25 protein-coding genes are annotated in these 26,701 nt (G+C 62.2%); 10 read left to right on the forward strand and 15 right to left on the reverse strand.

All coding sequences use genetic code 11. From position 1 onward, the window contains the following. Positions 1 to 95: 95 nt before the first annotated feature. From AC1DIJ_RS02125 to AC1DIJ_RS02145, 5 genes are all read right to left on the reverse strand, one after another. A complete protein-coding gene (locus tag AC1DIJ_RS02125; protein WP_112388679.1) occupies positions 96 to 830 on the reverse strand; it encodes an aspartate/glutamate racemase family protein in 735 nt (244 codons plus the stop codon). Position 831: 1 nt separating this feature from the next. Further along, entirely contained in the window at positions 832 to 1,653 is an 822-nt protein-coding gene (locus tag AC1DIJ_RS02130) for an ABC transporter permease (protein WP_112388680.1), read from the reverse strand. A gap of 1 nt (position 1,654) precedes the next feature. Beyond that, positions 1,655 to 2,569, reverse strand: a complete 915-nt coding sequence (locus AC1DIJ_RS02135; RefSeq protein ID WP_112389032.1) for an ABC transporter permease — start codon at positions 2,567 to 2,569, stop codon at positions 1,655 to 1,657. Between the two features lie 215 nt (positions 2,570 to 2,784). Next, complete coding sequence (locus AC1DIJ_RS02140) at positions 2,785 to 4,083, reverse strand: ABC transporter substrate-binding protein (protein ID WP_112388681.1); 1,299 nt, start codon at positions 4,081 to 4,083, stop codon at positions 2,785 to 2,787. A gap of 29 nt (positions 4,084 to 4,112) precedes the next feature. Continuing rightward, a complete protein-coding gene (locus AC1DIJ_RS02145; RefSeq protein WP_112388682.1) occupies positions 4,113 to 5,195 on the reverse strand; it encodes an ABC transporter ATP-binding protein in 1,083 nt (360 codons plus the stop codon). Between the two features lie 269 nt (positions 5,196 to 5,464). Here AC1DIJ_RS02145 and AC1DIJ_RS02150 point away from each other — a divergent pair, with 269 nt between their 5' ends. Further along, positions 5,465 to 6,178 (forward strand): GntR family transcriptional regulator, encoded by a 714-nt coding sequence (locus tag AC1DIJ_RS02150; protein WP_112388683.1) that lies wholly within the window; start codon positions 5,465 to 5,467, stop codon positions 6,176 to 6,178. Positions 6,179 to 6,325: 147 nt separating this feature from the next. Further along, the gene (locus AC1DIJ_RS02155) at positions 6,326 to 7,687 is read left to right on the forward strand and encodes an APC family permease (RefSeq protein ID WP_112388684.1); all 1,362 of its coding nucleotides are present in this window, start codon (positions 6,326 to 6,328) and stop codon (positions 7,685 to 7,687) included. Here AC1DIJ_RS02155 and AC1DIJ_RS02160 read toward each other — a convergent pair. Genes AC1DIJ_RS02160 through AC1DIJ_RS02175 form a run of 4 tightly spaced genes read right to left on the reverse strand, consistent with a single transcriptional unit; the run spans position 7,684 to position 11,740 of the window. Next, positions 7,684 to 8,526 (reverse strand): ABC transporter permease, encoded by an 843-nt coding sequence (locus AC1DIJ_RS02160; protein WP_112388685.1) that lies wholly within the window; start codon positions 8,524 to 8,526, stop codon positions 7,684 to 7,686. The genes AC1DIJ_RS02155 and AC1DIJ_RS02160 overlap by 4 nt on opposite strands. Before the next feature lie 3 nt (positions 8,527 to 8,529). Further along, positions 8,530 to 9,411, reverse strand: coding sequence for an ABC transporter permease (locus tag AC1DIJ_RS02165; RefSeq protein ID WP_112388686.1), 882 nt, complete (start codon positions 9,409 to 9,411; stop codon positions 8,530 to 8,532). Further along, positions 9,408 to 10,511 carry an ABC transporter ATP-binding protein gene (locus tag AC1DIJ_RS02170; RefSeq protein WP_112388687.1) on the reverse strand — a complete coding sequence of 368 codons (1,104 nt, stop codon included), beginning with the start codon at positions 10,509 to 10,511 and terminating at the stop codon, positions 9,408 to 9,410. Before AC1DIJ_RS02170 ends, AC1DIJ_RS02165 begins: the two co-directional genes overlap by 4 nt. 53 nt (positions 10,512 to 10,564) lie before the next feature. Further along, entirely contained in the window at positions 10,565 to 11,740 is a 1,176-nt protein-coding gene (locus AC1DIJ_RS02175) for an extracellular solute-binding protein (protein WP_112388688.1), read from the reverse strand. A gap of 207 nt (positions 11,741 to 11,947) precedes the next feature. On the opposite strand from AC1DIJ_RS02175, the gene AC1DIJ_RS02180 reads away from it, so the two are divergent. Together AC1DIJ_RS02180 and uxuA are read left to right on the forward strand one after the other, a co-directional pair. After that, positions 11,948 to 12,670 (forward strand): GntR family transcriptional regulator, encoded by a 723-nt coding sequence (locus tag AC1DIJ_RS02180; RefSeq protein ID WP_112388689.1) that lies wholly within the window; start codon positions 11,948 to 11,950, stop codon positions 12,668 to 12,670. A gap of 39 nt (positions 12,671 to 12,709) precedes the next feature. Continuing rightward, positions 12,710 to 13,897, forward strand: a complete 1,188-nt coding sequence (gene uxuA, locus AC1DIJ_RS02185; RefSeq protein ID WP_112388690.1) for a mannonate dehydratase — start codon at positions 12,710 to 12,712, stop codon at positions 13,895 to 13,897. Positions 13,898 to 14,002: 105 nt separating this feature from the next. Here the strand turns inward: uxuA and AC1DIJ_RS02190 are convergent, their stop codons facing one another. Both AC1DIJ_RS02190 and AC1DIJ_RS02195 read right to left on the reverse strand, forming a co-directional pair. Further along, entirely contained in the window at positions 14,003 to 15,076 is a 1,074-nt protein-coding gene (locus AC1DIJ_RS02190; protein ID WP_112388691.1) for a Gfo/Idh/MocA family protein, read from the reverse strand. Positions 15,077 to 15,087: 11 nt separating this feature from the next. Beyond that, positions 15,088 to 16,098 (reverse strand): Gfo/Idh/MocA family protein, encoded by a 1,011-nt coding sequence (locus AC1DIJ_RS02195; protein WP_112388692.1) that lies wholly within the window; start codon positions 16,096 to 16,098, stop codon positions 15,088 to 15,090. Between the two features lie 234 nt (positions 16,099 to 16,332). Here AC1DIJ_RS02195 and AC1DIJ_RS02200 point away from each other — a divergent pair, with 234 nt between their 5' ends. Beyond that, the gene (locus tag AC1DIJ_RS02200; protein ID WP_112388693.1) at positions 16,333 to 17,472 is read left to right on the forward strand and encodes an HlyD family secretion protein; all 1,140 of its coding nucleotides are present in this window, start codon (positions 16,333 to 16,335) and stop codon (positions 17,470 to 17,472) included. A 1-nt stretch (position 17,473) separates the two neighbouring features. Further along, positions 17,474 to 19,084, forward strand: a complete 1,611-nt coding sequence (locus AC1DIJ_RS02205; RefSeq protein WP_112388694.1) for a DHA2 family efflux MFS transporter permease subunit — start codon at positions 17,474 to 17,476, stop codon at positions 19,082 to 19,084. A 3-nt stretch (positions 19,085 to 19,087) separates the two neighbouring features. On the opposite strand, the gene AC1DIJ_RS02210 is transcribed toward AC1DIJ_RS02205, so the two are convergent. Next, positions 19,088 to 20,011 (reverse strand): DMT family transporter, encoded by a 924-nt coding sequence (locus tag AC1DIJ_RS02210; RefSeq protein WP_112388695.1) that lies wholly within the window; start codon positions 20,009 to 20,011, stop codon positions 19,088 to 19,090. A gap of 116 nt (positions 20,012 to 20,127) precedes the next feature. After that, a complete protein-coding gene (locus tag AC1DIJ_RS02215) occupies positions 20,128 to 20,514 on the reverse strand; it encodes a hypothetical protein (protein ID WP_148194275.1) in 387 nt (128 codons plus the stop codon). A 132-nt stretch (positions 20,515 to 20,646) separates the two neighbouring features. On the opposite strand from AC1DIJ_RS02215, the gene AC1DIJ_RS02220 reads away from it, so the two are divergent. Next, positions 20,647 to 21,822 (forward strand): M20 aminoacylase family protein, encoded by a 1,176-nt coding sequence (locus AC1DIJ_RS02220; RefSeq protein ID WP_112389033.1) that lies wholly within the window; start codon positions 20,647 to 20,649, stop codon positions 21,820 to 21,822. A 12-nt stretch (positions 21,823 to 21,834) separates the two neighbouring features. Next, the gene (locus AC1DIJ_RS02225) at positions 21,835 to 22,875 is read left to right on the forward strand and encodes an Ldh family oxidoreductase (protein ID WP_112388697.1); all 1,041 of its coding nucleotides are present in this window, start codon (positions 21,835 to 21,837) and stop codon (positions 22,873 to 22,875) included. Between the two features lie 267 nt (positions 22,876 to 23,142). Here the strand turns inward: AC1DIJ_RS02225 and AC1DIJ_RS02230 are convergent, their stop codons facing one another. After that, positions 23,143 to 24,105, reverse strand: a complete 963-nt coding sequence (locus tag AC1DIJ_RS02230; RefSeq protein WP_112388698.1) for a dihydrodipicolinate synthase family protein — start codon at positions 24,103 to 24,105, stop codon at positions 23,143 to 23,145. 125 nt (positions 24,106 to 24,230) lie between these two features. After that, on the reverse strand, positions 24,231 to 24,935 hold the full coding sequence (locus tag AC1DIJ_RS02235) for a GntR family transcriptional regulator (RefSeq protein ID WP_112388699.1): 705 nt from the start codon (positions 24,933 to 24,935) through the stop codon (positions 24,231 to 24,233). Positions 24,936 to 25,118: 183 nt separating this feature from the next. Between AC1DIJ_RS02235 and AC1DIJ_RS02240 the strand changes: the two genes are divergently transcribed. Together AC1DIJ_RS02240 and AC1DIJ_RS02245 are read left to right on the forward strand one after the other, a co-directional pair. Further along, on the forward strand, positions 25,119 to 26,003 hold the full coding sequence (locus AC1DIJ_RS02240; RefSeq protein WP_112388700.1) for a dihydrodipicolinate synthase family protein: 885 nt from the start codon (positions 25,119 to 25,121) through the stop codon (positions 26,001 to 26,003). Positions 26,004 to 26,026: 23 nt separating this feature from the next. Beyond that, positions 26,027 to 26,686 carry a GntR family transcriptional regulator gene (locus AC1DIJ_RS02245; protein WP_112388701.1) on the forward strand — a complete coding sequence of 220 codons (660 nt, stop codon included), beginning with the start codon at positions 26,027 to 26,029 and terminating at the stop codon, positions 26,684 to 26,686. Positions 26,687 to 26,701: the final 15 nt, after the last annotated feature.

The following is a 26,701-nucleotide window of genomic DNA, read 5'->3' on the forward strand; positions in this document are numbered from 1 at the left end:
CGCGAGTGCAGGCTCAGCAAAGCACCTGAAACGGAACCTGTCGAGGACAGAGTGAACGGCGAAGCCGTGATGGCGGCAAGGTGACGCGGCGAATGTCAGCCGGCAGGAGCGAATTGGCTCATGGCGCCGAGATAGGGTTTGGGAAGCGGTGAGGCATAGGAGCCGCGCTTGCTGGTCGACAAACCAAGCGATACCAGCGCCTCCGCCTGCTTGACCGCAGCCGCGACGCCATCGACGACGGGCACGCCGTAATGCGCCTGCAGCTCGCGGGCGAGATCGGTCATGCCGGCGCAGCCAAGCACGATCGCCTCGGCGCCGTCCTCTACAAGGGCGCGTTCAATCTCGGCCCGCAGCTTGCCGATCGCCCCGGATGCCTCGTTCTCCAGTTCGAGAACCGGAATGTCGGAGGCCCGCACCTTGGCACGGTCGCCCATGCCATAGCGGCGAACCAGATTGTCGATCAGCACCCGCGAACGCTCCAGCGTGGTGACCACAGTGAAGCGCTGGGCCAGAAAGCCGGCGGTGGCAACAGCGGATTCGCAAAGGCCGAGCACCGGGACGTCGCAGAAGCTGCGAGCCGCCTCCAGCCCGGTATCGTCGAAGCACGCGATGATGGCCGCATCATAGCCTTCCGCCTGCCTGTCCTTCAGCTCCGCGAGCAGCCCCGGCAGCGCCATGGCGCCGTCATAGTGGCCCTCGATCGAAACGGGCCCCATGCGCGACGTCGCGGTGATGATCTCCGTGCCTGCAGCAGCGACCGCGCGGGCTGCAACCGCGGCCTTCTCTGTCATCGAGGCCGTGGTATTCGGGTTTACCAATAGTATGCGCATGTTACCTGATCTTTGCCTGCCGGCGGCCAAGCATCATCATGATGCCGAGCGTGCCGAGGATGATGGTGAAGGAGAAGACCGTGGTGACCGTGCCCAGCGCATAGAGCACCGGCGTCGTGACATTGGTGGTCATCCCGTAGATTTCGAGCGGCAGCGTGTTGTAGCTGCCCGACGTCATCAGCGTGCGGGCGAATTCGTCATAGGAGAGCGTGAAACCGAACAGGCCGACGCCGATCAGGCTCGGCAGGATCATCGGCAGAACCACATGGCGGAAGGTCTGCCAGGAGGTGGCGCCAAGATCGCGAGCCGCCTCTTCATAGGCCGGCGAGAAGCGGTTGAAGACGGCAAACATGATCAGCACGCCGAAGGGCAGGGTCCAGGTCAGATGGGCGCCGAAGGCCGAGGAATACCAGGCGGGCTTCAGGCCGCTCTGCTGGAAGACCACGCCGATGCCGAGCGAGATGATGATCGAGGGCACAACGAGGCTGGCGACCGTTGCGTAGAACAGCGCCGTCGCGCCGCGGAATTTTCTGCGGAAGGCAAGGCCCGCCAGCAGCGAGACGACCACCGTGACGATCATCACCATCAGGCCGAGCGTGAAGGAGCGCTTGAACGACGCCCCGAAATCGCCGACCGCCTGCCTCTCGAACAGATTGGCGAACCAGTGCAGCGAAACGCCGTTCAGCGGGAAGGTCAGGCCGCCGTCCGGCCCCTGGAAGGACAGGATCAGGATCGCCGAAAGCGGCCCGTAGAGGAAAAGCACGAAGACGATGAAGAATGCCGTCAGCGCGTAGAATTCGAGGCCGCGTCTTTCACCGTTCATCTCAAAGCTCCTTGCGGATATCGACGACACGCAGGATCGCGGCGACCATGAGCAGCACGACGACCAGCAGCACGACGGCGTTGGCGGCGGCGGCCGGATATTGCAGCAGCGACATCTGGTTCTTCATCATCAGCGCCACCGAGGCGCTCTGGCCGCCGGACATGACCTGAACCGTCGAGAAATCGGCCATGACCAGCGTCACCACGAAGATCGAGCCGATGGCGATGCCGGGCTTTGCCAGCGGAATGACGACGTTCCAGAGGACCTGCCAGCCGGATGCGCCGGCATCGCGCGCCGCTTCGAACAGCGAGCGGTCGATGCGCATCAGCGTGTTGAAGATCGGGGTCACCATGAACAGCGTGTAGAGATGGACCATTGCAAGCACCACGGCGAAATCGGAATAGAGCAGCCATTCGATCGGCTGCGGCACGATGCCTGATGAGACGAGGGCGGAATTAACGAGACCGTTGCGGCCGAGCACCGGGATCCACGAGATCATGCGGATGATGTTGGACGTCATGAACGGCACGGTGCAGACGAGGAAGAGGATCATCTGCGTCGAGGTCTTGCGGATGTGAAAGGCCAGGAAATAGGCGACCCAGAAGCCGATGAACAGCGTCAGCGCCCAGACGATAACGGTGAATTTGAGGGTGTTGAGATAGGTCTTCCAGGTGACCCACGAGCCGAGCGTATCGGTGTAGTTCATGGTCAGGAAGGCCGGATAGAGCCCGGCGAAGTCGTAGTCCCAGAAGCTGACGACACCGATCATGGCGATCGGCAGGATGAAGAAGATGCCGAGGATGACGAAGAGTGGCACCGCCTGGAGATAGGAGATGGCGGCAAGCGGCATGCGGAAGCCGGTGCTGCGGACGCGGCCGATTTTCTCGTTTGTCTCTGCAGAAGCGATCGTCGCCATGTCTTCGGTCTCCATCTGATCTGGCCGGTGGGCTGCATCCCCACGGCCCTCATCCCTGTGCTTGTCACAGGGATCCAGCCGACGCGCGTCTGCGCGGCGAGAAGAATCTTTCAGCCCAAGGACTTGGGCTGGCTGGATTCCTGTGACGAGCACAGGAATGAGGGACATCGGTAGCCCCTCTCCCCGTCAAAGGGAGAAGGGCATTTGCAATCGCCTTAGGCAGCGATGAACTCGTTCCAGCGGCGGACCATGTAGCGGTCTTCGTCCATGACCGAGTTCCAGCAGGCGACGTGGCCCATGCGCTCCTCGAAGGAGCCGCCATCGCGCACCGCACCGGCCTTTTCCATGACCTTGCCGTCCGGGCCCTTGATGTCGCCCTTTGCAGCCTTGCCCTCGATCCAGTAGCCCCATTCGTCTTCCGACATGAACTTCTTGGCGGTGTCCATGCAGGCGGAATAGTAGCCCTGGCGGTTGAGGTAGCCGCCGACCCAACCGGACGTGTACCAGTTGATGTATTCGTAGGCGGCGTCGAGTTCCTTGCCCTTGAGGTGCGAGGCAAGGCCGAGACCGCCGCCCCACGAGCGGTAGCCTTCCTTGAGCGGCTGGAACTTGCAGGCGATGCCCTTGGAGCGGACGGCGGCGACGGCCGGCGACCACATCGACTGGATGACGACTTCGCCCGATGCCATCAGGTTGACGGACTCGTCGAAGCTCTTCCAGAAGGCGCGGAACTGGCCGTCGCCCTTGGTCTTGATCAGGAAGTCGATCGTCTTGTCGATCTCTTCCTTGGTCATGTTGCCCTTGTCGGCATATTTGATGTTGCCGGCCGCTTCCATGATCATCGCCGCATCCATGATGCCGATCGACGGAATGTTGAGGATCGAGGTCTTGCCCTTGAAAGCAGGATCGAGAATGTCGGCCCAGCTGGTGATATCGCGGCCGACGAGATCGGGACGGATGCCGAGCGTATCGGCATTGTAGATCGTCGGCATCATCGTGAAGAATTCGGTCTCGCTCTTGGCAAAGGTCTTGGCGTCCTTGGCCTCGACATAGCCGACGGTGTGCGGCGCCGTGCCCTGCGCGATGACGCTGTCAGCCTTCAGCTTGCCGGTCTTGAAGAGCGGTACGACCTGATCGTAATATTTCAGCTTCTTGGTTTCCATCGGCTGGATGACGCCGGTCGGATAGACCTTCTTCAGGATCCAGTATTCGATGTCGGCGATGTCGTAGCTGTCAGGCTGGGTAACGGCGCGCTGCGCTGCGGCATCGGAATCGGTCGCCGTCATCTCGAGCGTGATGCCGAGGTCGGCCTTGCACTTCTCGGCGATGTCGTTGAGGTTCGAAACGCCTGTGCCGAACTGGCGTAGCGTGATGTTGGACTGCGCCCAGATCGTCGGGAAGCCGGTGATCAGGCCCGAGCCTGCGGCAGCACCGATCGCCGCAGCGCCGGTCTTCAGAAGCGAACGGCGGGAAATCCCGGCCTCCGTGTTGGTTGTCGTCTTTTCAGTCGTCATGTCAGTTCCCCTTTTTTTGATGGCAAGGTTCATGCACGGCCAAGGAGGACGGCGTCCTCGAGGGCCCAACTCAGAGACACCGCATCGCCGACCGATACGGGTTTGGCGAAATAATCGCCGTCGCTCGCGATGACCGTGAAGTCGTCACTGCCCGCACCGATGACGGTGAGTTTCACCGTCGCGCCGCGATATTCGATGTTGGAAACGACGCCGCCGAAGCCGAGCGTCTTGTCGCTGGCCGCCTCAAGACGGACGCGATCGGTACGGATGCCGATATCGACGGCTTCGCCCACAAGCCTGCCGTCGCCGCGCACCGAGAAGGTCTGCCCCTCCGGCGCCTCGAGCACCAGCATGTCGTCCTTGACGGAGGTCACGCGGCCCGAGAGAACATTGTGGTCGCCCATGAAGCGGGCGACGAAAGCCGTCGCCGGACGCTCGAAGACCTCGCGCGGAGGCGCCGCCTGCTCGATCTTGCCGTCGTTCATGATGACGATCACATCGGCGAGCGCCATCGCCTCTTCCTGGCTGTGCGTCACATGCACGAAGGTGATGCCGAGCGTCTTCTGCAGCTTCTTGAGTTCAGCGCGCATGCGGATCTTCAGAAACGGGTCGAGCGCCGATAGCGGCTCGTCGAGCAGCAATGCTTCCGGATCGGTAATCAGGGCGCGGGCAAGCGCCACACGCTGCTGCTGGCCACCGGAGAGCTGCGCCGGCCGGCGCGTCGCATAGGCCTCCATCTGCATCAGCTTCAGCATCTCGAGCGCCTTGGCCCGGCGCTCGTCCTTCTCGACGCCCTTCATCTTCAGGCTGAAGGCGACGTTGTCGATCAGGTCGAGATGCGGAAACAGCGCGTAGGACTGGAACATCATCGCCGTGCCGCGCTTGGCGGGCGGAAAGTCGGTGACGACGGTATTGCCGAGGCGGACATCGCCGGAGGATATGCTCTCGTGACCGGCGATCATCCGCAATGTCGAGGTCTTGCCGCAACCGGATGGACCAAGGAAGCAGCAGTAGGATCCCGCCGGGATCTTGAGGCTGATGGCATGCACGGCCGTCGTGCTGCCATAGACCTTGGAAACGGATGCAATATCGATCTCTGCCGCTTTCGACATCATGTCTTCCCCTGTTCGAGTAAGACAATGCATCTGCCGTGCCAGTTTCTGCTGCACTGCGTCAAAGCCATGGGATTCAACGGAAAACAGGATTAGACTGGCTTAAGCGCAAATTAGAGGCAGTGAAAATTCTGCACAGGAAATAGGCTTTCGTCTGCAATTTACGCAGTATATCGTATACAATTTGATCGCCATTTTGCGCGCAAAATTCGTTTAACTTCTGATGCAAAGCTGGCTATCATTGCGGCTGTAATCAGGTACCCGTTTTCATGACTCCTTCAGCCAACGCGCTTTTGCAGGCAGACGATTCAGCCGACACCGGCACCCAGCAGATCCGCGATGCAATCCGCGACGCGATCGTCGAACGCCGGCTCGCGCCTGGAACGAAACTGTCGGAAGCCGATGTCGGCAATCTCTTCAATGTCAGCCGCACGCTGGCCCGCGCTGCGCTTCAGGCGCTCTCTTACGAGGGGCTCGTCAGCGTCGAGAAAAACCGCGGCGCCTTCGTTGCCTATCCCTCGCCAGATGAAGCGAAGCAGATCTTCGCGGCCCGCCGTCTCGTCGAACCGGGCATCCTGCGCGAGGCAGCCGCCCGCATCACGCCATCGCAGATCCAGCACCTCCGCCAGCTGCTGCAGGAAGAAGGACGCCTGATCAGCGAGCGCGGACAGACAGCGCGCCGGGCCGAAATCAAGGCTTCCGGCGACTTCCACCTGACGCTGGCATCGATATCGGGCAACGCCATCATGCAGCGCTTCATGGAAGAGCTGGTGGCCCGCTCATCCCTGGTCATCGCCCTCTACGGCCAGTCCGCCGTTTCCAGCTGCGGCCATTCCGAGCATGGCGACATCGTCACCGCCATCGAGGCCGGCGATCTCGACCGTGCCTGCCATCTGATGGTGCATCACATCTCCCATATCGAGGCCGACCTCGATCTTCGCGAGCGCAAGAGCTTCGGCCTGAAGGAAGCTTTTTCGATCTAGCCAAACGCCCTTCGGCGCCGTCGGTCGCTCTACCCGGCCGGGCGGATGCAGCACGCTCCCCGAGCAAATCCCTGCTTTTCTTCCGGAATTCCCGCTCTAGTTCCAAAAAGAGGAGCCGCTTGCGGCGGGGATGACGAGGAGCAACTGATGAGCGGAGCGCCGTTGAAAAGCTTGCCGGAGCAGCCGGAACTGCAACGGGTGATGGGACCGGGCCTGCTGCTGCTCTTCATCGTCGGCGATATTCTCGGCACCGGCATCTACGCGCTGACCGGCCAGGTCGCAGCCGAAGTCGGCGGGGTCGTCTGGCTGCCTTTCCTGATTGCTTTTGTGGTGGCGCTGCTGACGGCGCTCAGCTATCTCGAGCTGGTGACGAAATATCCGCGGGCGGCCGGCGCGGCGCTCTACACGCACAAGGCCTTCGGCGTCCACTTCCTGACATTCCTGATCGCCTTTGCCGTCATGTCCTCCGGCATCACCTCGGCATCGACAGCATCGCGCGCCTTTGCCGCCAATTTTTCCGAGGCCTTCGGCTTTGAATTCGGCGACTATGGCGTCACCTTTATTGCCGTCGCCTTCATCGCGCTAATCGCCGCCATCAACTTCCGCGGCGTCGGCGAAAGCGTGAAGCTCAACGTTGTCCTGACGATGGTCGAACTGACCGGCCTGCTGATCATTATCGGCATCGGATTCTGGGCGATTGCCGGTGGTGAGGGCGACGTATCACGCGCCTGGACCTTTCAGCCGAGCAGCGAGCACGGCGTGTTCTGGTCGGTCATCGCCGCCACGACGCTCGCCTTCTTCGCCATGGTCGGCTTCGAGGATTCCGTCAACATGGCCGAGGAATGCAAGGAGCCGAGCCGGATCTTCCCGAAGGTGCTGCTCGGCGGCCTGTTGATCACAGGCGTTATCTACGTGCTGGTTGCCATCTCGGCGATCACGCTGGTGCCTGCGGCCGAGCTCGGTGAAGGCGAGACGCCACTGCTGAAGGTGGTGCAGGCGGGCGCGCCGAACTTCCCGATCGGTATTTTCGGCATCATCACCATGTTCGCCGTCGCCAATTCGGCGCTGATCAACATGATGATGGCGAGCCGGCTGATCTACGGTATGAGCCGCGAAGAGGTCCTTCCGGCCGCTCTCGGCAAGGTTCATGCCGCGCGCCAGACGCCCTATATCGCCATTGGCTTTACGTCACTGCTGGCCGTCGGCCTGATCCTGTTTGCCGGCGGCGTGCCGGCGCTCGGCGGAACCACGGCTCTGCTGCTGCTCGGCGTCTTTGCCGTCGTCAATATCGCCGTGCTGGTGCTACGCCGCGACAAGGTCGATCACCCGCATTTCCGCACGCCGACCATCGTGCCGGTCCTCGGCGCGGCGACCTGCCTGTTCCTCGTCGGCCCCTGGACCGGCCGTGATCCGGTCCAGTACGTGATCGCCGCCTGCCTGATCGGCATCGGTGCGGTCCTCTGGTTCGCGACGATCGGCTTCATGCGAAGCGCGAACCAGAATGCCTAATGCGACGACTGTTGCTTGGCGCGGGCGACGATCTGCGTCGGATTGACGAACTGCAGGGCGATGATGAGCCAGAAGAGCGTCGTGATCATGTAGATCACCGCCATCGCATCGATCGACTGCGCGGCACGAACGCCGGAGGCAAACACTGCGTAATAGAGCGAGACGACCAGCGTCTGCGTCGTCGGCCCCGAGATCAGGAAGGTCAGCTCGAACATCGCGATGGTGCGAACCAGAACCAGAAGCAGCGCCGCCAGCATGCCGGGCAGAAGCAGCGGCAGCAGGATGCGGATGAAGAGGCTCGTGGTCCCCGCCCCGAACACCCGGGCCGCTGCTTCGATGCGCGGATCGATCTGTTCGATGAACGGGATCATCACCAGCACGACGAAGGGGAAAGACGGCACGAGGTTGATCAGCACGAGGCCCCAGAACGTACCGCCGAGGCCGAGCTGATAGAGCACGGTCGCAAGCGGAATGCCGTAGGTCAAAGGCGGGATCAGCAGCGGCAGCAGGAAGAGCAGAACGATCAGCTTCTTGCCGGGGAAGTCGCGACGGGCCAGCGCATAGGCCGTCAGCACCCCGAGAATGCCCGAGATCACCGTGACCGTGAAGACGATCTGGAAGGTGACGAGCACGACGCTCGATAGCTGGAATTCCTTCCAGGCGCTGAAATACCAGCGCGTCGTCCAGCCCGCCGGCAGCCATGTGCCGAGCCAGCGCGTCGAGAAGGAATTGATGATGACGACGGCGATGACGGCCAAGAGGTTGAGGATGAACAGTCCTGCAACGGCCCAGACGGCGAAGCGCCAGATTTTCGATGTGAGGCCCTGGTCACGGATCATGGCTCAGCCTTTCGTGCCGCCGGCAGGGCCGCGATAGAAGAACGAGCGGCAGGCGAGAACCGCCACCACGACGACAAGCTCGACAGCCCCCATGATGAGCGCGATCGCCGAGCCCAGTGAATGGTCATATTGCTCGAAGGCAGCCTGATAGGCCGCGATCGAGATGACGCGCGTCGGCCCGGCCGGCGCACCGAGCAGAACCGCCGAGGGGAAGACGGCAAAGGCCTGCACAAATGCCAGGCAAAAGGTGACGGCGAGGCCCGGCACCAGAAGCGGCAGGAAGACGCGGAAGAAGCGCTTGCGCGGACCGGCCCCCAGCGTTGCCGCCGCCTGCTCGATCGCCGGATCGATGCCGGTGATGTAGGAGAGCGTCAGCAGGAAGGCGAAGGGAAAGCCGGTGATCAGCAGCGAGGCGAAGACGCCCCAGTAGTTGTTGGTCAGCTTGACCGGCGCATCAAGGATGCCGATCAGCAGCAGCGTCTGATTGAACCAGCCGCGCGGGCCGAGGAACGTCAGCAGGCCATCGGCGACGAAGACCGTTCCAAGCGTGATCGGCAGCACCAGGATCGTCGTCAGCAGGCGCTGGCGCCGCATCAGCCGGACGCGGAACGCGATTGGCACGGCGAGCGCCAGATTGAGGATGGTGACAGGCAACGCCAGCCACATCGTAGCGCCGATGGTGTTGTACTGGAAGGGATCGCTGAAGAACTTGGCGTAATTCGCATACCACGCGCCGCCATCCTTCGGCGTCAGCGAATCCACCACGCCATAGAAGAAGGGATAGACGAACAACGCGAGCATGAAGATCAGGCCCGGCAGCACCAGCATCGTCGTGCCGTCGAGCCCGCGGACCGCAAGCCGGGTGCGAAGCGATGGCCCGCTCATGCAGCCGTTTCCTTGAAGAGTAGCGCCCGCCCTGCAGCCGGCTGCAGGAAGGTCGCAGCACCGCGCGGCAGCACATCGTCGGAGCGGAAATAAAGATCGGAGCCGTCAGCGGATTTAGCCAGGCCGAAGAAGGCGCGGCCGCGATATTCCATGCTGCTGACGGTGGCGGGAATGCCATCGCCGGCGACCGCGACCAGATCTTCGGGGCGCACGGAAAGCACCGCGGCATCGCCCACCTGAAGCGGCGTGCGCATCGTGCCGGTCAGCCGCGCCGGGCCAACCTCGATCTGCGCCTCGTCACCCGACACCGAGGTGACGCGGCCGCGGATACGGGTGCGGAAGCCCATGAAATCGGCGACGTTCAGATTGACCGGGCGCTGGTAGAGATCCTGCGGCGTGCCGATCTGCTCGATATGGCCCTGGCTCATGACGACGATGCGATCGGCCAGCGATAGCGCCTCGTCCTGGTCGTGCGTCACGTAAATTGTCGTCGAGCCGATCTGGTCGTGAATGCCGCGGATTTCGGCGCGCATTTCAAGACGGAGCTTGGCGTCGAGATTGGATAGCGGCTCGTCCATCAAGACGATCGGCGGACGGATGACGACGGCACGCGCAATCGCAACACGCTGCTGCTGGCCGCCGGAGAGCTGGCCGGGCAGCTTGTCTGCCTGGCTTTCGAGCCGGACGAGCGCCAGCGCATCGTTGATCCGCTTGTCCGCTTCCGGCCCCTTGATGCCCTGCATCGCCAGACCGAAGCCGACATTCTTGCGCACGCTCATATGCGGGAAGAGCGCGTAGCTCTGGAACACCATGCCGAAGCCGCGCTTTTCGGGCTCCAGCTGGTCGATACGGCCGCCGCCGAGACGGATTTCACCGCCCGAGAGTGCCAGCAGCCCGGCGATACAGTTGAGCGCCGTCGACTTGCCGCAGCCCGACGGGCCGAGCAGTGCGATGAACTCGCCGGGTTCGATCGCAAGATCGATACCGTCGAGCGCGTTATAGGCGCCGAACGAGCGGCGGAGACCATCAAGCTCGAGACGGGCTTTGTTGCGCGACGACGGCGCTGCGTTCTGGGCGGGCGCGTTCAATCGAAACTCCATATATATCGAGGCAATGAGGGCGCCGGCCCTATGACCGGCGCCATGGATTGCGATCAGCCCTTCTTGGCGCCGATCTTTTCGTCCCAGATGCGGAAGGCTTCGACGAGCTGCTTGGGCTCGAGCGGCACTTCCAGCGGGTTGCTGGCGATCCAGTCGGCATATTCAGGACGGCCGAATTCCTTGATCACGTCCTGGCTTTCCTGCGGCGCCATGTCGATGGTGACATCCTTGACGGCCGGACCCGGATAGAAATAGCCGGCGTCATAGGCGATCGCCTGCTGCTTCGGCTGCAGGATGTAGTTCAGCACATCCATCAGCACCGCGATCTTCTCGTCCGATACGCCCTTCGGGATGACCGCATAATGCGCGTCGGTGACCCAATGGAAGCCGTCGAGCTTCTGCACCTTGGCTTCGGCGGGAACGATGCCGAGGGCGCGCGGGTTGATGTCCCAGCCCGTCGTCGTGGCCACGATGTCACGGGTACCTTCGCCGAGTTCCTTGAACACCACGGCGGTGCCGGTCGGGTAGTATTCGATGTTCTCGCCGAGAGCGGCCAGATATTCCCAGGTCTTCGTCCAGCCCTTGGCGGGATCACGCGGATCGCTGTCGCCGAGAAGGTACGGAAGACCCATCAGCAGCGTGCGGCCGGGGCCGGAATTGGCAGGGCGGGCGTAGAGGAACTTGTTCTTGTTCTGCTTCGTCCAGTCGAGCAGCTCCTGCGCCGTCTTTGGCGGCGTCGCCACCTTGTCCGGCATGTATTCGATCAGCGGGCCGGACGGGTAGTAGGTGATGACGACACCCTGATCCTTGGCAAGGCCCTGCATCTTGAAGGCCTGCGGCTGCAGGGTGCTTTCAAGATTGGGAAGCTCGGATTTATGCGCGCCGAGATCGATCCAGAGACCCTGGTCGACACCAGCCGAAAGCGCGTCGGTGCCGGTCAGCACAAGATCGATATCGACCTTGCCTGCCGCCTGCTGCGCCTTGATCTTGCCGGGCAGTTCCGGGGCCGGCGCCTTGGTGAAGGCGAAGCTCGACACCCAGTCGGCCTTTTCGGCGGCATAGGCTTCGAACATGCCCTGCGTCAGCGCAAGATTGCCGGCAACGTCGGCGATGGTGATCGTCACCGGGCTCGCCGGCTTCTTCGCCTGGGCAAACAGATGGCTGGGCAGCATGCCGGCAACGGCAACGCCCGCGGCGGTACTCACGAATGTTCTGCGCGTAATGTTCATGGGTGTCTCCTCCTCTTGTGCGGCGTCTGCGGACGAGCCCAGACAGCCTGCTCTCCCGTGATCTGCCAGGCGAGATCAAAACGCCGGCCAACCGCCGAAAAGCGGTTGAAAGCCTTGCAAAGCGACCGCTCCTCATCGGCAAGCCTTGGCAATGGATGAGGATTGATATACTAGTATGCACAACAGAGTCAACGTGCAGGAAATAGCATGCGGCAGGCATCCGGCTCCGAAGCGATCGACTTTCCGCCCGCAGTGGAAAGACCGGCGAAGCTACGCCGTGTGACAACGGCCGATGCCATTTTCAACCAGCTCTACGCCGACATCGTCTCACTGCGCATGCCGCCCGGCATGGCCCTCCAGGAAAAGAAGATCGCCGAAGAATTCGGTGTCAGCCGTACCCCGGTGCGCGAGGCACTGCTGCGGCTTGCCGAAGGCGGGCTCGTCGATATCTACCCGCAGTCGGGCACTGTCGTTTCCCGGGTTCCCGTTTCGGCCATTCCCGAAGCCGTTGTCGTGCGCAAGGCGCTGGAAACGACGACCATCGAAGCCGCGACGCGCAACGCAACACCCGCCGATATCGAGCGGCTCGATATGATCATCAGCAGGCAGAAATCGCTGGCTTCGCTGGGCGACACATCAGGCTTTCACGAGGAAGACGAAGCCTTCCATGAGGCGATCACCCGGATTGCCGGCTATCCCGGTATCTGGACGATCCTGAAGACCGTGAAAGTGCAGATCGACCGCGCCCGCCGCCTGACGCTGCCGGCGCTGGGGCGCATGGACAATGTGGTGCGCGAGCATATCGTCATCCGCGATGCGATCGCCAGTCATGACGTCGATGCTGCCCGCGAGGCGATCTTGCATCACCTCAGCGCCGTCATCCCAGATGTGGTGGAGCTGCGCACCCGCTATCCCGATTATTTCTGCTAGAAGCCAAAAATATAGAAGCGACTGACGAGGAGGAAATCGATGCGGCAAGGATGGAGATGGTTTGGGCCCGAAGCCCCGGTGACACTGGACGAGGTGCGCCAGACCGGCGCCACCAACATTGTCTCTTCGCTGCACCAGGTCCCAATCGGCCGCGCCTGGACGGAAAAGGAAGTCTCCGAGCGCAAGTCGATGATCGAGACGACACCCGCCGGGCGTTCGCCGCTCGTCTGGTCCGTCGTCGAAAGCATCCCGATCCCCGATGCCGTCAAGCGCAAGGGCGGCAAGGCGAAGGCCGAGATCGAGGCCTGGATCGCCAGCCTCGAAGCGGTCGCAGCCAACGATATCCCGATCGTCTGCTACAATTTTATGCCGGTCGTCGACTGGACCCGTACCGAACTCGACTACATCACGCCGACAGGCGCCACCGCCATGCGCTTCGACCACGAGCGCTTTGCAGCTTTCGATCTCTTCGTGCTGCAGCGCCAGAGCGCCGGAAACGATTACTCGGCTGAAGACCAGCAGCGGGCACGCGAGGTCTATGACGAGATGAGCGAGGAAGAGATCTCCGAGATCACCCGCATCATCACCTCCGCCCTGCCGGGCTCCACGACCGAGCCGCTGACCATCCCCGGCTTTCGCGACAAGCTATCGAGCTATGCCGGCATCGATGCCGCGAAGCTTCGCCAGCATCTGATCGAATTCCTGCAGGCCGTGACGCCGGCTGCCGAAGCGCGTGGCGTCAAGCTGACGCTGCATCCGGACGATCCGCCACGCTCGCTCTTCGGCCTGCCGCGTATCGCCTCGAATGCCGAGGATTATGCGGCGCTCTTCGACGCCGTGCCCTCGCCTGCAAACGGTATGTGCTATTGCACCGGCAGCCTTGGCGTCCGCGCCGAAAACGATATGCCCGCGATCGCAAGGCGTTTCGCCTCGCGCATCTATTTCGCCCACCTGCGCGCCACCAAGCGCGAAGGAGACGGCCGCACTTTCCACGAAAGCGCCCATCTGGAGGGCGATGTCGACATGGTCGCAGTGCTGAAGGAACTCGTTGCCGAAGACAGCAAGCGTAGCGCCAAGGACGAGATCGTCTTCCGCTCCGACCACGGCCACCGCATGCTCGACGACCTCAACAAGACCGTCACGCCCGGCTATCCGGCGATCGGCCGCATGCGCGGCCTGGCAGAGCTGCGCGGGATCCTCTACGCGCTGGGGTCTATCCCGTCGTAGGACTTGCGAGGGCCGCATCTTGCGATCTTGCCCTCGCCAATACCCTCATCTTTTTGCCCTCAGGGCTGCGCCCACGGGATGTCACAGAGATGGGGGTGGATCGAACTACCCTTCCGGCAGCCAGGAACGATAAAGCGGATGCTCCGCCGTGATCGGCAGCGGAGTCGGCTTACCGGTTCGTTGCGAGTCATAGGCTGCTGTCACCAGTTCCAGAGAATTGCGCGCGTCCTGCAGCGTCACCGGCGGCTCCGTGCCATCAGTGATTGCCTGATGGAACAGCTCGAACTGGCGGGTATAGCCGTCTTCCTTGACCTCGTAACCTGCAAGGGCGTCATCGACACGCTTCTGATGTTCCTCGGTCCCGGCGATGAAAGTCCAGGGATCGCGGCCCATCGTATAGGGCTCCAGAATGCTTTCGGCGACGACATCGTGGAAGCAGAAGCGCAGCCGCGAGATTTCCTTGCGCGACCCCAGCGTCATCGACAGCGCCGCCAGCGAGCCGTTCTGCATCTTCACCGAAATGGCCGACGTGTCCTCGACCTCGATCGGATTGACCAGCGTCGCGCCATAGGAAAACACCTCGGCGCAAGCGCCGTGCACATAGTTCAGCATATCGTGCGCGTGGATGGCGTGGCCGAGAAGCCCGCCGCCGAGCTCGCTCTTCCATTTGCCGCGCCATGGAACGGCATAATAATCCGGGCCGCGCCACCAATGCGTTTCAATCGTCGTCAGGAACGGGCGTCCGGTAAGGCCGAGTTCGATCAGCCGCTTCAGCTTCTGCAGGCCGGAACCGTAGCGATACTGGAAGATCGGCATCAGCATCTTGCCGCCGGCGCGCGCGACGATCCCGGTCATCTCGTCGACCTCGGCGATCGAACCGAACAGCGGCTTCTCGCAGATCACATGCTTGCCTGACTCTATTGCCTTCTTGCAGAGCGCGAAATGCGTGTCCGGCGGCGTGCAGATGTCGATGACATCGAGGTCATCGCGGGCAAAAAGCGTATCGGCATCCTGCGTATATTCGCCGATGCCGTGGGTCGCGCAGAGTTCGCGCCCGCGCTCCTCGTCCAGCGAGCAGAGGACAGGCACTTCGAACAAATCCTTGTTCCAGTCGAAGCCCGCAAGATGCCGGGCAGCGATACCGGCTCCGATCACGCCGACGCGCAATTTCTGTGTCATGGCAGGCTCTCCTATCGTCCGCCGAGCCTGACGGCATTGGTCTGCGCCTCCAGCGACAGCCGGCAGACTTCATAGACATGGGTCTGCAGCATCGCGGTCTCGCTGCGATCGCGCACATCGGCGCTGAAGGCGTCGAAATAGTCGAGTTTCTCATCGCTGCAGTCGATGTGGATGTTTTCCTTGCCGTTGACCAGGAAGAGATGGTCCTTGCCGGGACGCCCGGAAATATCGATGTACTTGCGCAGCTCCATATAGCCTTCGGTGCCGAGGATGGTCAGACGGCCATCGCCCCAGGTGCCAAGCCCTTCGGGTGTGAACCAATCGACGCGGACATAGCCTGACCCCCGGTCGGAGCGCAGCAGCACTTCGCCGAAATCCTCGAATTTCGGCTTATCGGGCATGCCGAAATTACCGATCGAGCTGGCCACGACCTCGCCCGTGGTCGAGCCTGTGTAAAACAGGAACTGGTCGACCTGATGCGAAGCGATATCGACAATGATGCCGCCAAAGGCTTCCGGATCGAAGAACCAGTCCGGCCGTGTCGGCAGCTGCAGCTTGTGCGGTCCCATGCCAATCGTCTGAATGACCTTGCCGATCCGGCCTTCCTTGACCAGCTTTCCCGCCTTGACGGCGGAGCGAACGCAATGGCGCTCGGAAAAGCAGATCGAGAAGATGCGGCCGGTCTCGGCAACCGTCTTCTTCACCTCTTCAAGCTGGGCGAAGGTGGTGACGCCCGGCTTGTCGGTCATCACGTCCTTCCCCGCCTTCATGGCGCGGATCGCAAGGCCTGCACGGTCACGCGGGATGGCGGCGATGCAGATGACATCGATCGACGGATCGGCAAACAGCTGCTCGCGATCGATCTGCGGGGTATCCGGGTAGGTTTTCTCGAAGTTTTCGCGCAGCGCCGGAACCGAGGTTTTCGGGCAGTAGCCAACGAATTCTCCGCCGGCCGCAAGCAATCCTTTGACGTGATCGAACGTGTGCCCATGATCGATCCCGATGACCGCAAATCTCAACATCTCGAAATAATCCTCCTGCTTGCACGGCGCGCCGCGACCCGCCCGCTCCTCTTGTAACCATTCAGATACTTGCGCCAATTCTGTGTCAAGCGATGTTTAGCCGCAGAATGCGACAAATTCTCCGGCGCAATTGCAGTGCCCAAAAAGCCGCAGGGACGGCAGTCGGCGGCCAGGAACTGAAAGCCCGGTTGATGCGTTCTGGCGCTATTCCTCCATCAACGACCGAGATCCGCCGTGGACCAGAAACAGCGCACCGCACCGCAACTGGACGAAGATCAACGCGAGGAACCGAAGGACAGCGCAGACGCTGAGCCCACCGGCAAAGAGGAAAAGAAACCGTCGATTATCCGGCGCCATCCGCTGGCGGCGCTCTTCATCGCCGTTGCGATCGCGGCCGTCGCGGTCATCGGGTATGTGGTCTGGCTGGTTTATTTCCATCCCTATGAGAGCACCGATGACGCCTTCATCGATGCGCGCAGTTTCTCGGTCGCTGCCAAGATTTCCGGCTATGTTGCCGATGTTCCCGTCTCCGACAACCAGCATGTCGATGCCGGCGCCGTCATCGTCAAGATCGATCCACGCGACTACCAGATTGCCCTCGATCAATCGAACGGCCAGATCGGCGTCGCGAAAGCGGCAATATCGAGTGCCGAAGCGCAGATCGCCGCCGCCGGTGCGGCGATCGACGAAGCGAAGGCGCAGCAGACCTCGGCCGCCGCAGCCCTCCAATATGCCAATGATGAAAACAGCCGGCAGCAGCAATTGGTCAAGAGCGGCGCCGGTTCCGAACAGTCCGCCCAGCAGGCCGCATCGACGTTACGGCAGAACCAGGCGAATTTCGTCCAGTCGCAGGCAAGCGTCACCTCCGCGGTGAAGAACCAGGCCGCCGCCGAAGCGCAGAAGGCGAGCGCGATCGCCACCCTTCACCAAGCTGAGGCGGAGGTGGAAGCGGCGCAGCAGAACCTCGACTACACGACCATCACTGCGGCTCAGCCGGGCCGGGTCGTCAAGCTCAGCGGCTCGAAGGGCCAGTATGTGCAGGCGGGTCAGGCAATAGCCATGTTCGTTCCCGACGAGATCTGGATCACCGCCAATTTCAAGGAAACGCAGCTCACCGACATGCGTCCCGGCCAGCCCGTCGATGTGACGATCGACGCCTATCCGGATCATCTGCTGAGGGGCAAGGTGGATTCCGTGCAGCCCGGCTCAGGCACCGCCTTCTCGCTGCTGCCGGCTGAAAATGCCACCGGCAACTATGTAAAGGTCACCCAGCGTGTGCCGGTGAAGATCGTCGCCGACGACTGGCCGAAGGATATCGCCATCGGCCCCGGCATGTCGGTCGTGCCGACGGTGACGGTCCGGCCGAGGCATTGAGATGAGCAGCGCCGCAACGACGGCCGGAAGCGCGCCCACAGCCGCGTTCGGGGCATCGAACCCATGGCTGATCGCGATGGTCGTATCGCTCGCGACCTTCATGGAAGTGCTTGACACGACGATCGCCAACGTGGCGCTGCGCTACATCTCCGGCGGCCTCGCGGTCAGCGCGGATGAAGCGTCCTGGGTGGTCACCACCTATCTGGTTTCCAATGCCATCATTCTGGTCGCCTCCAGCTTCATCGCCAAGCGCTATGGCCGCAGGCGCTTCTATCTGCTCTGCCTTGCCACCTTCACCGTCGCCTCGATCTGCTGCGGCCTTGCTTGGAATCTCGAGTCGCTGCTGGTTTTCCGGATGATCCAGGGCTTTGCCGGTGGTGGCATGGTGCCGATATCGCAGTCGATCCTCGCCGACTCCTTCCCGCCCTCCAAGCGCGGCCAAGCCTTCGCGATGTTCGGCGTCGCCGTCGTCGTCGCCCCGGTGATCGGCCCGACGCTCGGCGGCTATCTCTCCGACAATTTCTCCTGGCACTGGTGCTTCCTGATCAACGGACCGGTCGGCGTCTTCGCCTTCATCCTCGTGTACATGCTGGTGCAGGAGCCGGAATCGCTTCGCAGGGAGCGCGCGGAGATGCGCAGCAAAGGCACGCGTTTTGACATTACCGGCTTCCTACTGGTCGCAACATTCCTCGGCGCGCTGGAACTGGCGCTCGACCGCGGGCAGACGGAGGATTGGTTCGGCTCGAACTTCATCATCGCCACGGCCGCAGTCTGCCTGCTGGCCCTTGCCTTTGCCATCCCGTGGCTGATGACCCATCGAAATCCTGTGATCGATGTCCGGCTGCTTGCCAGCCGCCAGTTCGGCGCCTGCGTCATCGTCATGCTGGCAACCGGCGCGATCCTGATTGCCACGACGCAATTCGTGCCGCAGGTGCTGCAGACCAATTTCGGTTACACCGCGACCTGGGCCGGCTTTGCCCTGTCGCCCGGCGGCCTTGTGACGATGATGATGATGTTTGCCGCCGGACGCCTGACATCGATGGTCCAGCCGAAATATCTGATCGCCATCGGCATGGCGATCATCGCGCTGGCGATGTGGGACATGACGCGGCTGAATGCCGATCTGAACTTCGGCTTCTTCGTATGGTCGCGGCTTTATCTCGGCCTCGGCCTGCCGCTGATCTTCATTCCGATCACCGCCGCATCCTATGACGGTCTGCGGCCCGATCAGACTGACCAGGCCTCCGCGCTGATCAACGCGGCGCGCAATACCGGCGGCTCGATCGGCGTCTCGATCGCCTCCAATGTGCTGGCCCACCGCGAGCAATGGCACCAGAGCCGGCTGGTCGAGCATGTCATTCCGTCGGAACCCGGCTATACGAACGCGTTCAATCAAGCGACGCAATTCTTCGCCGGTCGCGGCTCAAGCCTGCTCGATGCGCAGTCGCAGGCGATGGGCTGGATCGGCCATCAAGTGCAGACCCAAGCGAGCTATCTTGCCTATATCGACGTCTTCCACGTCCTGATGGTGATCTCAGCGCTGATGGTGCCGCTAGCGCTGATCCTTCGGCGCATCGATCTCAAGCAGGATGCGGCACCTGGAGGGCACTGAGAGCTAGTGGCCATCCGGCGGCACGGCTTCGGCAGGCACGGTGCCCTTGATATTCTTGCGGTGGAAGATGAACAGCCCGGCGAAGACGATGATGGCGGCGCCGACAATAATCTGCGTATCCGGCACATCGTTGAAAAAGACGTAGCCGAGCACGATCGCCCAGAGTAGCAGCGTGTATTGCAGCGGCGCCAGCAGCGAGGCGGGCGCCAGCTTCAACGCGCGGGTGATCAGCAGATGCGCGCAGGTGGCGACAACGCCGAGAAGCAGCATGCCGCCGAGATCGATAAGCGTCACGTTTCGCCAGTCACCGGTTAGCACGACCAGCACGATGCCGGTTGCAAGGGCGGCGATCGTCTGCCACGTCACCAGGGTCGTATCGCTGGTGGAGCGCAGATAGCGGTTCATAACAAGGGTCAGCGCGAAGGCGAAGCTGCCGACGAGGCCGAAGATTGATGGCAGTGAGAGCATCGCCGTCGATGGCCGTAGCGCGATTACGACACCAACGAAACCGATGAAAACGGCAAGCCAGCGCCGCCAGCCGATCTTCTCGCCGAGGAAGAAATGCGAAAGTGCGGCAACATAGATCGGCCCGGCCATATAGAAGGTCATGACGTCGGCCAGCGGCAGATAGGCAACGGCCGCATAGAACAGCCCGACGTCAAATGTGGCCATGCAGACGCGCATCAGCTGCAGGCGTTTCTGCTCCACATTGAAAAGCGCCCGCGGACCCTGGCGGACGATCATCGGGCCGAGCACGAAGAAAGCGCCGAGCGAGCGGATGACCAAGACCTGCCCGACGGCAAAGCTCGCCACCAGCCATTTGCCCATCGCGTCATTGAGCGCGAAAAGCAGATCGCCGATCAGCATGAAGACGATGCCGGTCATGACGATATTGCCGGCGGCCGCCGTGGCTGAATTCGGTTTCATTATCGGGTATTTCCTCGCGCCTGCGGCATGATCGATGCCGCAGGCGGCTTCGGCCTTAACGGCCGCGATGTCAAGCGTTCGGTGGCGCTAATTTATGCAGGCGAGCGCAGACAGGACTAATGAATGATGCGAACCGGCACATCCTGCGCGGGTGATAGCGCAGCGCCATCCCTGGAGGCGCCATGCAGATCCGCGGCAGCGGCCGCCAGACCAAGGAGTGCTGCGCGCAGCTGGGCGTTTGTGCTCTTGCCGGCACCAAGATCGACCACAGCATCCCACAACTCATCCGCGATCACGCGGAGATTGTCTTTGTCATCATCAAGCAATTCGCAGATGGTCTCAACCCGGGAGACGGTATCCTTCACCAGATCTCTCTTTCCCACATCTGAAAGATCCGTCACTTTATTAGCAACCGAGACGAGCTTTATGACAAGTCCAGGAATTGTTTCTTCGCGATACATCGATTGTCCCATCCGCCGATCAGAATAGAATTGATTATTCATAACGATTCTGCCGCCCCCAATTGGGTGAGATGGCGAAAAAGTCCAGCTTTAATTGACTGCGTTCTGGAAAACGGCCTGATGCCGGGCTATGCCCTTGCTGACAGTCAAGCGAATGCGTTTCCTGGAGGCTCCATGACATCCGATCCGTCCCTCGCCGCCCTTGCCGAAGAGGCAAAGGGCTGGCGCCGTACCATTCATCAGCATCCGGAACTGCTTTTCGATCTGCCCGTGACATCAGCGCTCGTCATCGGCAAGCTGACATCCTTCGGCTGCGACGAGGTGGTCAGCGGCCTGGCGAAATCCGGCGTTGTCGCGGTCATCAACGGCAAGCTCGGCGCCGGCAAGACGATTGCGTTGCGCTGCGACATGGATGCGCTGCCGATGTCGGAACAGACCAACCTGCCGCATGCCTCCAAGGTCGAGAACATGATGCATGCCTGCGGCCACGACGGCCACACCGCCATGCTGCTCGCCACTGCCAAACATCTCGCCGCCAACCGCAACTTCGCCGGCAAGGCCGTGCTCATCTTCCAGCCGGCAGAAGAGGGCGGCGGCGGCGGCCGGGTAATGATCGAGGAAGGCGTGCTCGAACGCTTCGGCATCGAGGAAGTCTATGGCATGCATAACGAGCCCGGCCTTGCTGTCGGCTCCTTTGCCATCCGCAGCGGCCCGATCATGGCAGGCGGCGACCGTTTCATCATCACCATCAACGGCAAAGGTGGCCACGCAGCCTCGCCACATCTCAGCCACGACCCGGTCATCGTCATGGCGCATATGATCACCGCGCTGCAGTCGATCACGTCGCGCTTCATCGATCCCTTCGATCCGGTGGTTCTTTCGATCACCTATGTCAACGGCGGCAATGACCGGGCGCTCAACGTCATCCCGGCGGCCGTCCAGATCGGCGGCACCATCCGCACGATGCAGCCGGAGACGCGCAAGGCCGTCGAAGCGCGCTTCCGCGAGGTGGTGACGATGACCGCCAAGGTGTTTTCCGCCGAGGCCCAGATCGACTGGCGCCCCGGCTACCCGGTCACCGTCAACGATGTGGCAAAGACCAGGGTCGCGGTCGCCGCAGCCGAACGCGTGGCCGGCAAGGGGCGCGTGAACGACGACTACCCGCAGACCATGGGCTCGGAAGATTTCTCCTACATGCTGGAGAAGCGCCCCGGCGCCTTCATCTGGCTCGGCAACGGCGATAGTGCGGACCTGCACAACCCCGCCTATGATTTCAACGACGAGGCGATCATCCACGGGGTCAACTATTGGCTGGCGCTGGTCGATCAGCAACTCGGGGCCAAGGGCTGAGGAGCCGCATTGATGACTGACACTTCGATTTTCACGGCCGGCGAACTGCAGGCACGCGTCGTCGCCATTTTCAGGAAGGCCGGCATGAACGGCGTCCAGGCCGAGGCGGTCACCCGCGTCATCACCGCCGGCGAACGTGATGCCTGCAAGTCGCACGGAATCTACCGTATCGAGGGCGTGCTGCGCACCATCAAGGCCGGCAAGGTGACACCCGATGCCGTGCCTGAGGTACTCGCCCAGCGTGATGGCTCGGCAATCGTCAAGGTGGACGCCAAGGGCGGCTTTGCCAATCCGGCCTTCGAGCTTGGTCTGCCGCTGCTGGCAGAACGTGCCCGCGCCTCCGGCCTCGCGGCGCTCGTTATCAACGACTGCACGCATTTCTCGGCTCTCTGGCCGGAGGTCGAGGCTGTCGCAGCCGAAGGCCTCGCAGCAATCGTCATGTGCCCAAGCTACGCAACGGTGGCGCCGGCTGGCGGCAACAAGCCGCTGCTCGGCACCAATCCGCTCGCCTTCGGCTGGCCGCGCCCGGACAAGACGCCCTACGTCTATGATTTCGCCACCTCGGTCGCCGCCCGTGGCGAGATCGAGCTTCACCGCCGCGCCGGCAAGAAACTGCCGGAGGGATGGGCGATCGACGCCGATGGCGAACCGACGATCGAGCCTGAAGCCGCACTCGCCGGCGCCATGCTGCCCTTCGGCGGCCATAAGGGTTCGGCGATCAGCACAATGGTCGAACTGCTGGCCGGTATCATGATCGGCGACCTCACCAGCCCCGAAGTGCTCGACTATCTTGGCACCACGACCCTGGCGCCGCGCCACGGCGAACTGGTGCTTGCCTTCTCGCCACAGGCCTTTGCATCAGGTCGCGCCGGAGACCCGTTCGCCCGCGCCGAAGTTCTCTTCGAGGCCATCGCTGGCCAGGGCGCTCGCCTTCCCTCGCAACGCCGCTATACGGCGCGGGTTAAGTCGCTTGCTGAGGGGATTGTGTTGACGAAGGCGGAGATAGAGCAGCTCGACCGGCAGCTTGCGCTTGGGTTGGATTCGGTTGGTTAAGTAGGCGACGCCTGCACTTCAGCGCCAACGCCGACTTGGCATATTGAAGCGGGCAGCGCTCCGCAAACTCCCCTCATCCCTGTGCTTGTCACAGGGATCCAGCCCGCCCAAGCCCTTGGGCCGAAAAGACTCTTCCCACCGCGCAGACGCGCGGTGACTGGATTCCTGTGACGAGCAGAGGAATGAGGGAGACGTAAAGACAACCGCTCAAAACAAAAGCGGCCGGAGTTGCCTCCAGCCGCCTCAAAACTCAGACCTAGAAAAGTCTCAAGCCTTATACTTTGCAACCGCGCCCGGAAGCTTGCTCCACTCGCCGTACCAGCTGTTGAACAGCTTGAACTGGCTCTCGACATAGCCGCGCTGGCTGTCGTTGAGGGTGTCGCTCTCGTTGAAATGCAGCGTGTATTCCTCGTCGCCCTTCAGCACCATCATGTGCTTGAAGAACAAGACGAGATCCGGACCTTCATCGAAGGAGGAGAGGACGGCGAGAGCCTGTTCCAGCTCCAGAGCCCGCTGACGCGCATCGACGTCGCCCTTCGCCGCGGCCTGCGACAGGTTGCAGAGCGTGATGACTTCCTTTGGCAGGACGTTGCCGATGCCGGTGATGGCGCCGGTGGCGCCGCAATTGACGAAGCCGTGGAAGACGGCAGTGTCGACACCGATCATCAGCGAAACGCCGTCGTCACGGCTGGTGATGTTCTCGGCCGCGTAGCGCATGTCTGCCGGGCCGCCGAATTCCTTGAAGCCGACGAGGTTGGAATGTTCGGCGCGCAGCGCGAAGAACAGGTCGGCGCGGGTGGCGAAGCCATAATAGGGGCTGTTGTAGATGACAGCCGGAAGATCCGGGGCTGCCGACAGGATCGCCTTGAAGTGCGCCTTCTGGGCGGCGATGACCGAGCCGCGCGAGAGCACGCGCGGGATGACCATCAGGCCGTGGGCGCCGACCTTCTGGGCGTGCGCCGCATGGGCAACGGCCGAGGCGGTGTTCACCGCACCCGTGCCGACGATGACGGGAATGCCGGCCTTGACCAAGCGCTCGACGCCTTCCATGCGCTGCGCGTCGCTGAGCAGCGGCCAGTCACCCATAGAGCCGCAATAGACGACGGCCGACATGCCGTCGGCGATCAGCTGCTTGCCCTTGCGCACCAGCGCGTCGAAGTCCGGGGTCCGGTCCTTCTTGCAGGGGGTCATGAGCGCCGGGATGACGCCGGAAAAGATCTTGGCCTTCATGTCAAACTCCTTCAGCGGATAGCGAATGATCGGGGCAGCACGGGCGCGGACGTATCAGCGCCTCAAGCTCTGATATATCATCTAGCACTTTGTATTTTATTTGTCGACAAGAAATCGCCGACGTCTCACAAATCGATATCGTGCCGCTGGTTTCGCGAAAACAACGCCTGGATCTGCGCCACGATCTGCTCGGCATGCGCCTTGGCCAGCCTGTCGGCGGCATCGATATCCCGCGCCTCGATCGCAGCAATCATATCCTCGTGCTCGTCGACGAACTGCTGCGGCAGACGGTCGCCGTAGGATTGATAATAGAGCCTGAGGATACGTCGGCCCTCGTCGAGCAGCCGGTTGAACAGGCTGATATAATAGGGGTTGCGTCCAGCCTCGGCGATTGCCGCATGCAACGCCGCATTGGTGGCGATCATCGCCAGCGCATCGCCAGCCTCGGCGGCGGCGGTAAAGCGGGCCTGCGCGGCGCGGATCGCCACAAGGTCCTCGGGGCGTTGATATTGAGCCGCGAGCCGCGTCGTCACCCGGTACATCAAGACAAGCGCATCGAAGAAGGTGTGTAGATTGAGGAAGTCGATATTCGCCACCATCGTCGAGCGGTTCGGCAGCGTATCGATCAACCCCTCTCCCGAGAGCCGGACAAGCGCCTCGCGAATCGGCGTGCGCGACATCTTGAAACGCTCGGCCAACTGCACTTCATCGATGGGACTACCCGGCGGCAGGACCAGATCGAGGATCTCGTCGCGCAGCAGTTCGTAGACCATCTTCACGCCTGAGCCGCGCTTGCGCTCGGGAACGGAGGCCGGGTCTGTTTCGGTCATCGCGGAAATCCTTGTCTCTCACCTATCGAGTAAGGGGGCACGCGCACCGGATCAATCTTTTTTCCGCAGGCGCCCTATCGGCCCGTCAAAAGCCGCTTCACGCCCGACACTCATTTACAACAAACAGGTTTACAGTAAATTACTAACATGTTAGCTCTCTAATTACTGACTTCAGGAGAGAAAATGGTGGCGGGATTTGGTTTGTCGGTCGCTCTGGCGACGCCTTTCAAAAGCAGTGGCGCGATTGCGGCCGATGTCATGGTGAAGCAGGCAAGGCGGAGTCTCGCAGACGGCTGCGCCAGCGTCACGCTGTTCGGCACGACCGGCGAAGGCGCCTCGATCGGCACCCAAGAGCGCGCACGGATCCTCGATGCCTTCATGGAAGCAGGGATCGAACCGTCGCAGATCGTTGCCGGTGTGCTTGTCGATGCCGCCGAGGATGCCGCCCATCAGATGGCGCAGGCACTCTCGAAAGGCGTGCGCAACATCCTGCTTGCCCCGCCGTCCTACTTCAAGAACGTCAGCGACGATGGGCTTTTTGCCTGGTATGCCGACGTCTTCGCGCAGGTGGGCGACAAAGCGCGCGATGTGCTGGTCTACAACATTCCCTCGGTGACGATGGTTGCCCTCAGCATCGATCTGATCGGCCGCCTCAGGACTGCCTTCCCGGCGATCGTCACCGGCGTCAAGGATTCCTCCGGCGACTGGCCCTACACCGAAACGCTGCTGAAGACCCATGGCGACCTGATCATCCTGATCGGCGACGAGCGCCATCTCGCCAAGGGCGTGCGGCTGGGCGGCCAGGGAGCGATTTCGGGCATGGCGAATTTCGCGCCGCTCGAGGTCCGCGCCATGGCGGTCGATGGCAAGGACGATACGCGCGTCGAACGTTTCGTTGCAGAGCTCCTGAAGCATCCCGTGACACCCGCCGTAAAAGTCATGGTGGCAACCATGACAAACGATGAAACATGGCTTGCAGTCCGTCCGCCTTTGACGTCAATTTCCGCCGGCGGCAGACGCGAACTCGCTTCTGCCTTCGAAAGCCTGTTTCGCACCAAGGCGGCCTGAGCGAAATGTACGAGGAGAAGCCTATGGATGGAGCCGACGAGCAGCCGACGCTACGGGAGAAAGCCTATGAGAGCTTTACCCGGCATCTGCTGGCGCGCGACGTCCGTCCCGGGCAATTCGTCTCCCAACGCCGGCTGGTCGAACTCACAGGACTGACGCTCGGCGCCATCAGGGAGCTCATCCCGCGTCTGGAGGCGGAGGGGCTGATCAAGACGGTGCCGCAGCGCGGCCTGCAGATTGCCCATATCGACCTCAACCTGATCCGCGAAGCGTTCCAGCTTCGCCTGTTTCTCGAGAAGGAGGCCGTCGCCCTGTTCACGCAGACGGCCTCCGACGCGACCGTTGCGGCCATGCTCGCCGAGCATCGCGACATTGTCGCGGCGATCGAGAGCGGCAACGCAACGCATGAGCTCGAAGTCCATGCCCAGGCGGTCGACTGGGGCATGCACGACGCCTTTATCGACGCGCTCGGCAACACGATCATTTCCAACGCCTACCGCGTCAACTCGATCAAGATGCGCTTGATCAGCCAGGAGCGCTTCCGCATCGACGGCCGCGTCGGTCCTGTCATGGGCGAGCACCTCAAGGTGCTGGAGGCCATCGAACGGCGCAATGTGGACGAGGCGGTCAATGCCCTCGCAGCACATATCAATCACGCGCGAAGCCGTGCGCTGAGACTATAGACGACCGCCCGCGGT

This window comes from Rhizobium sp. 10N427 (assembly GCF_056394605.1).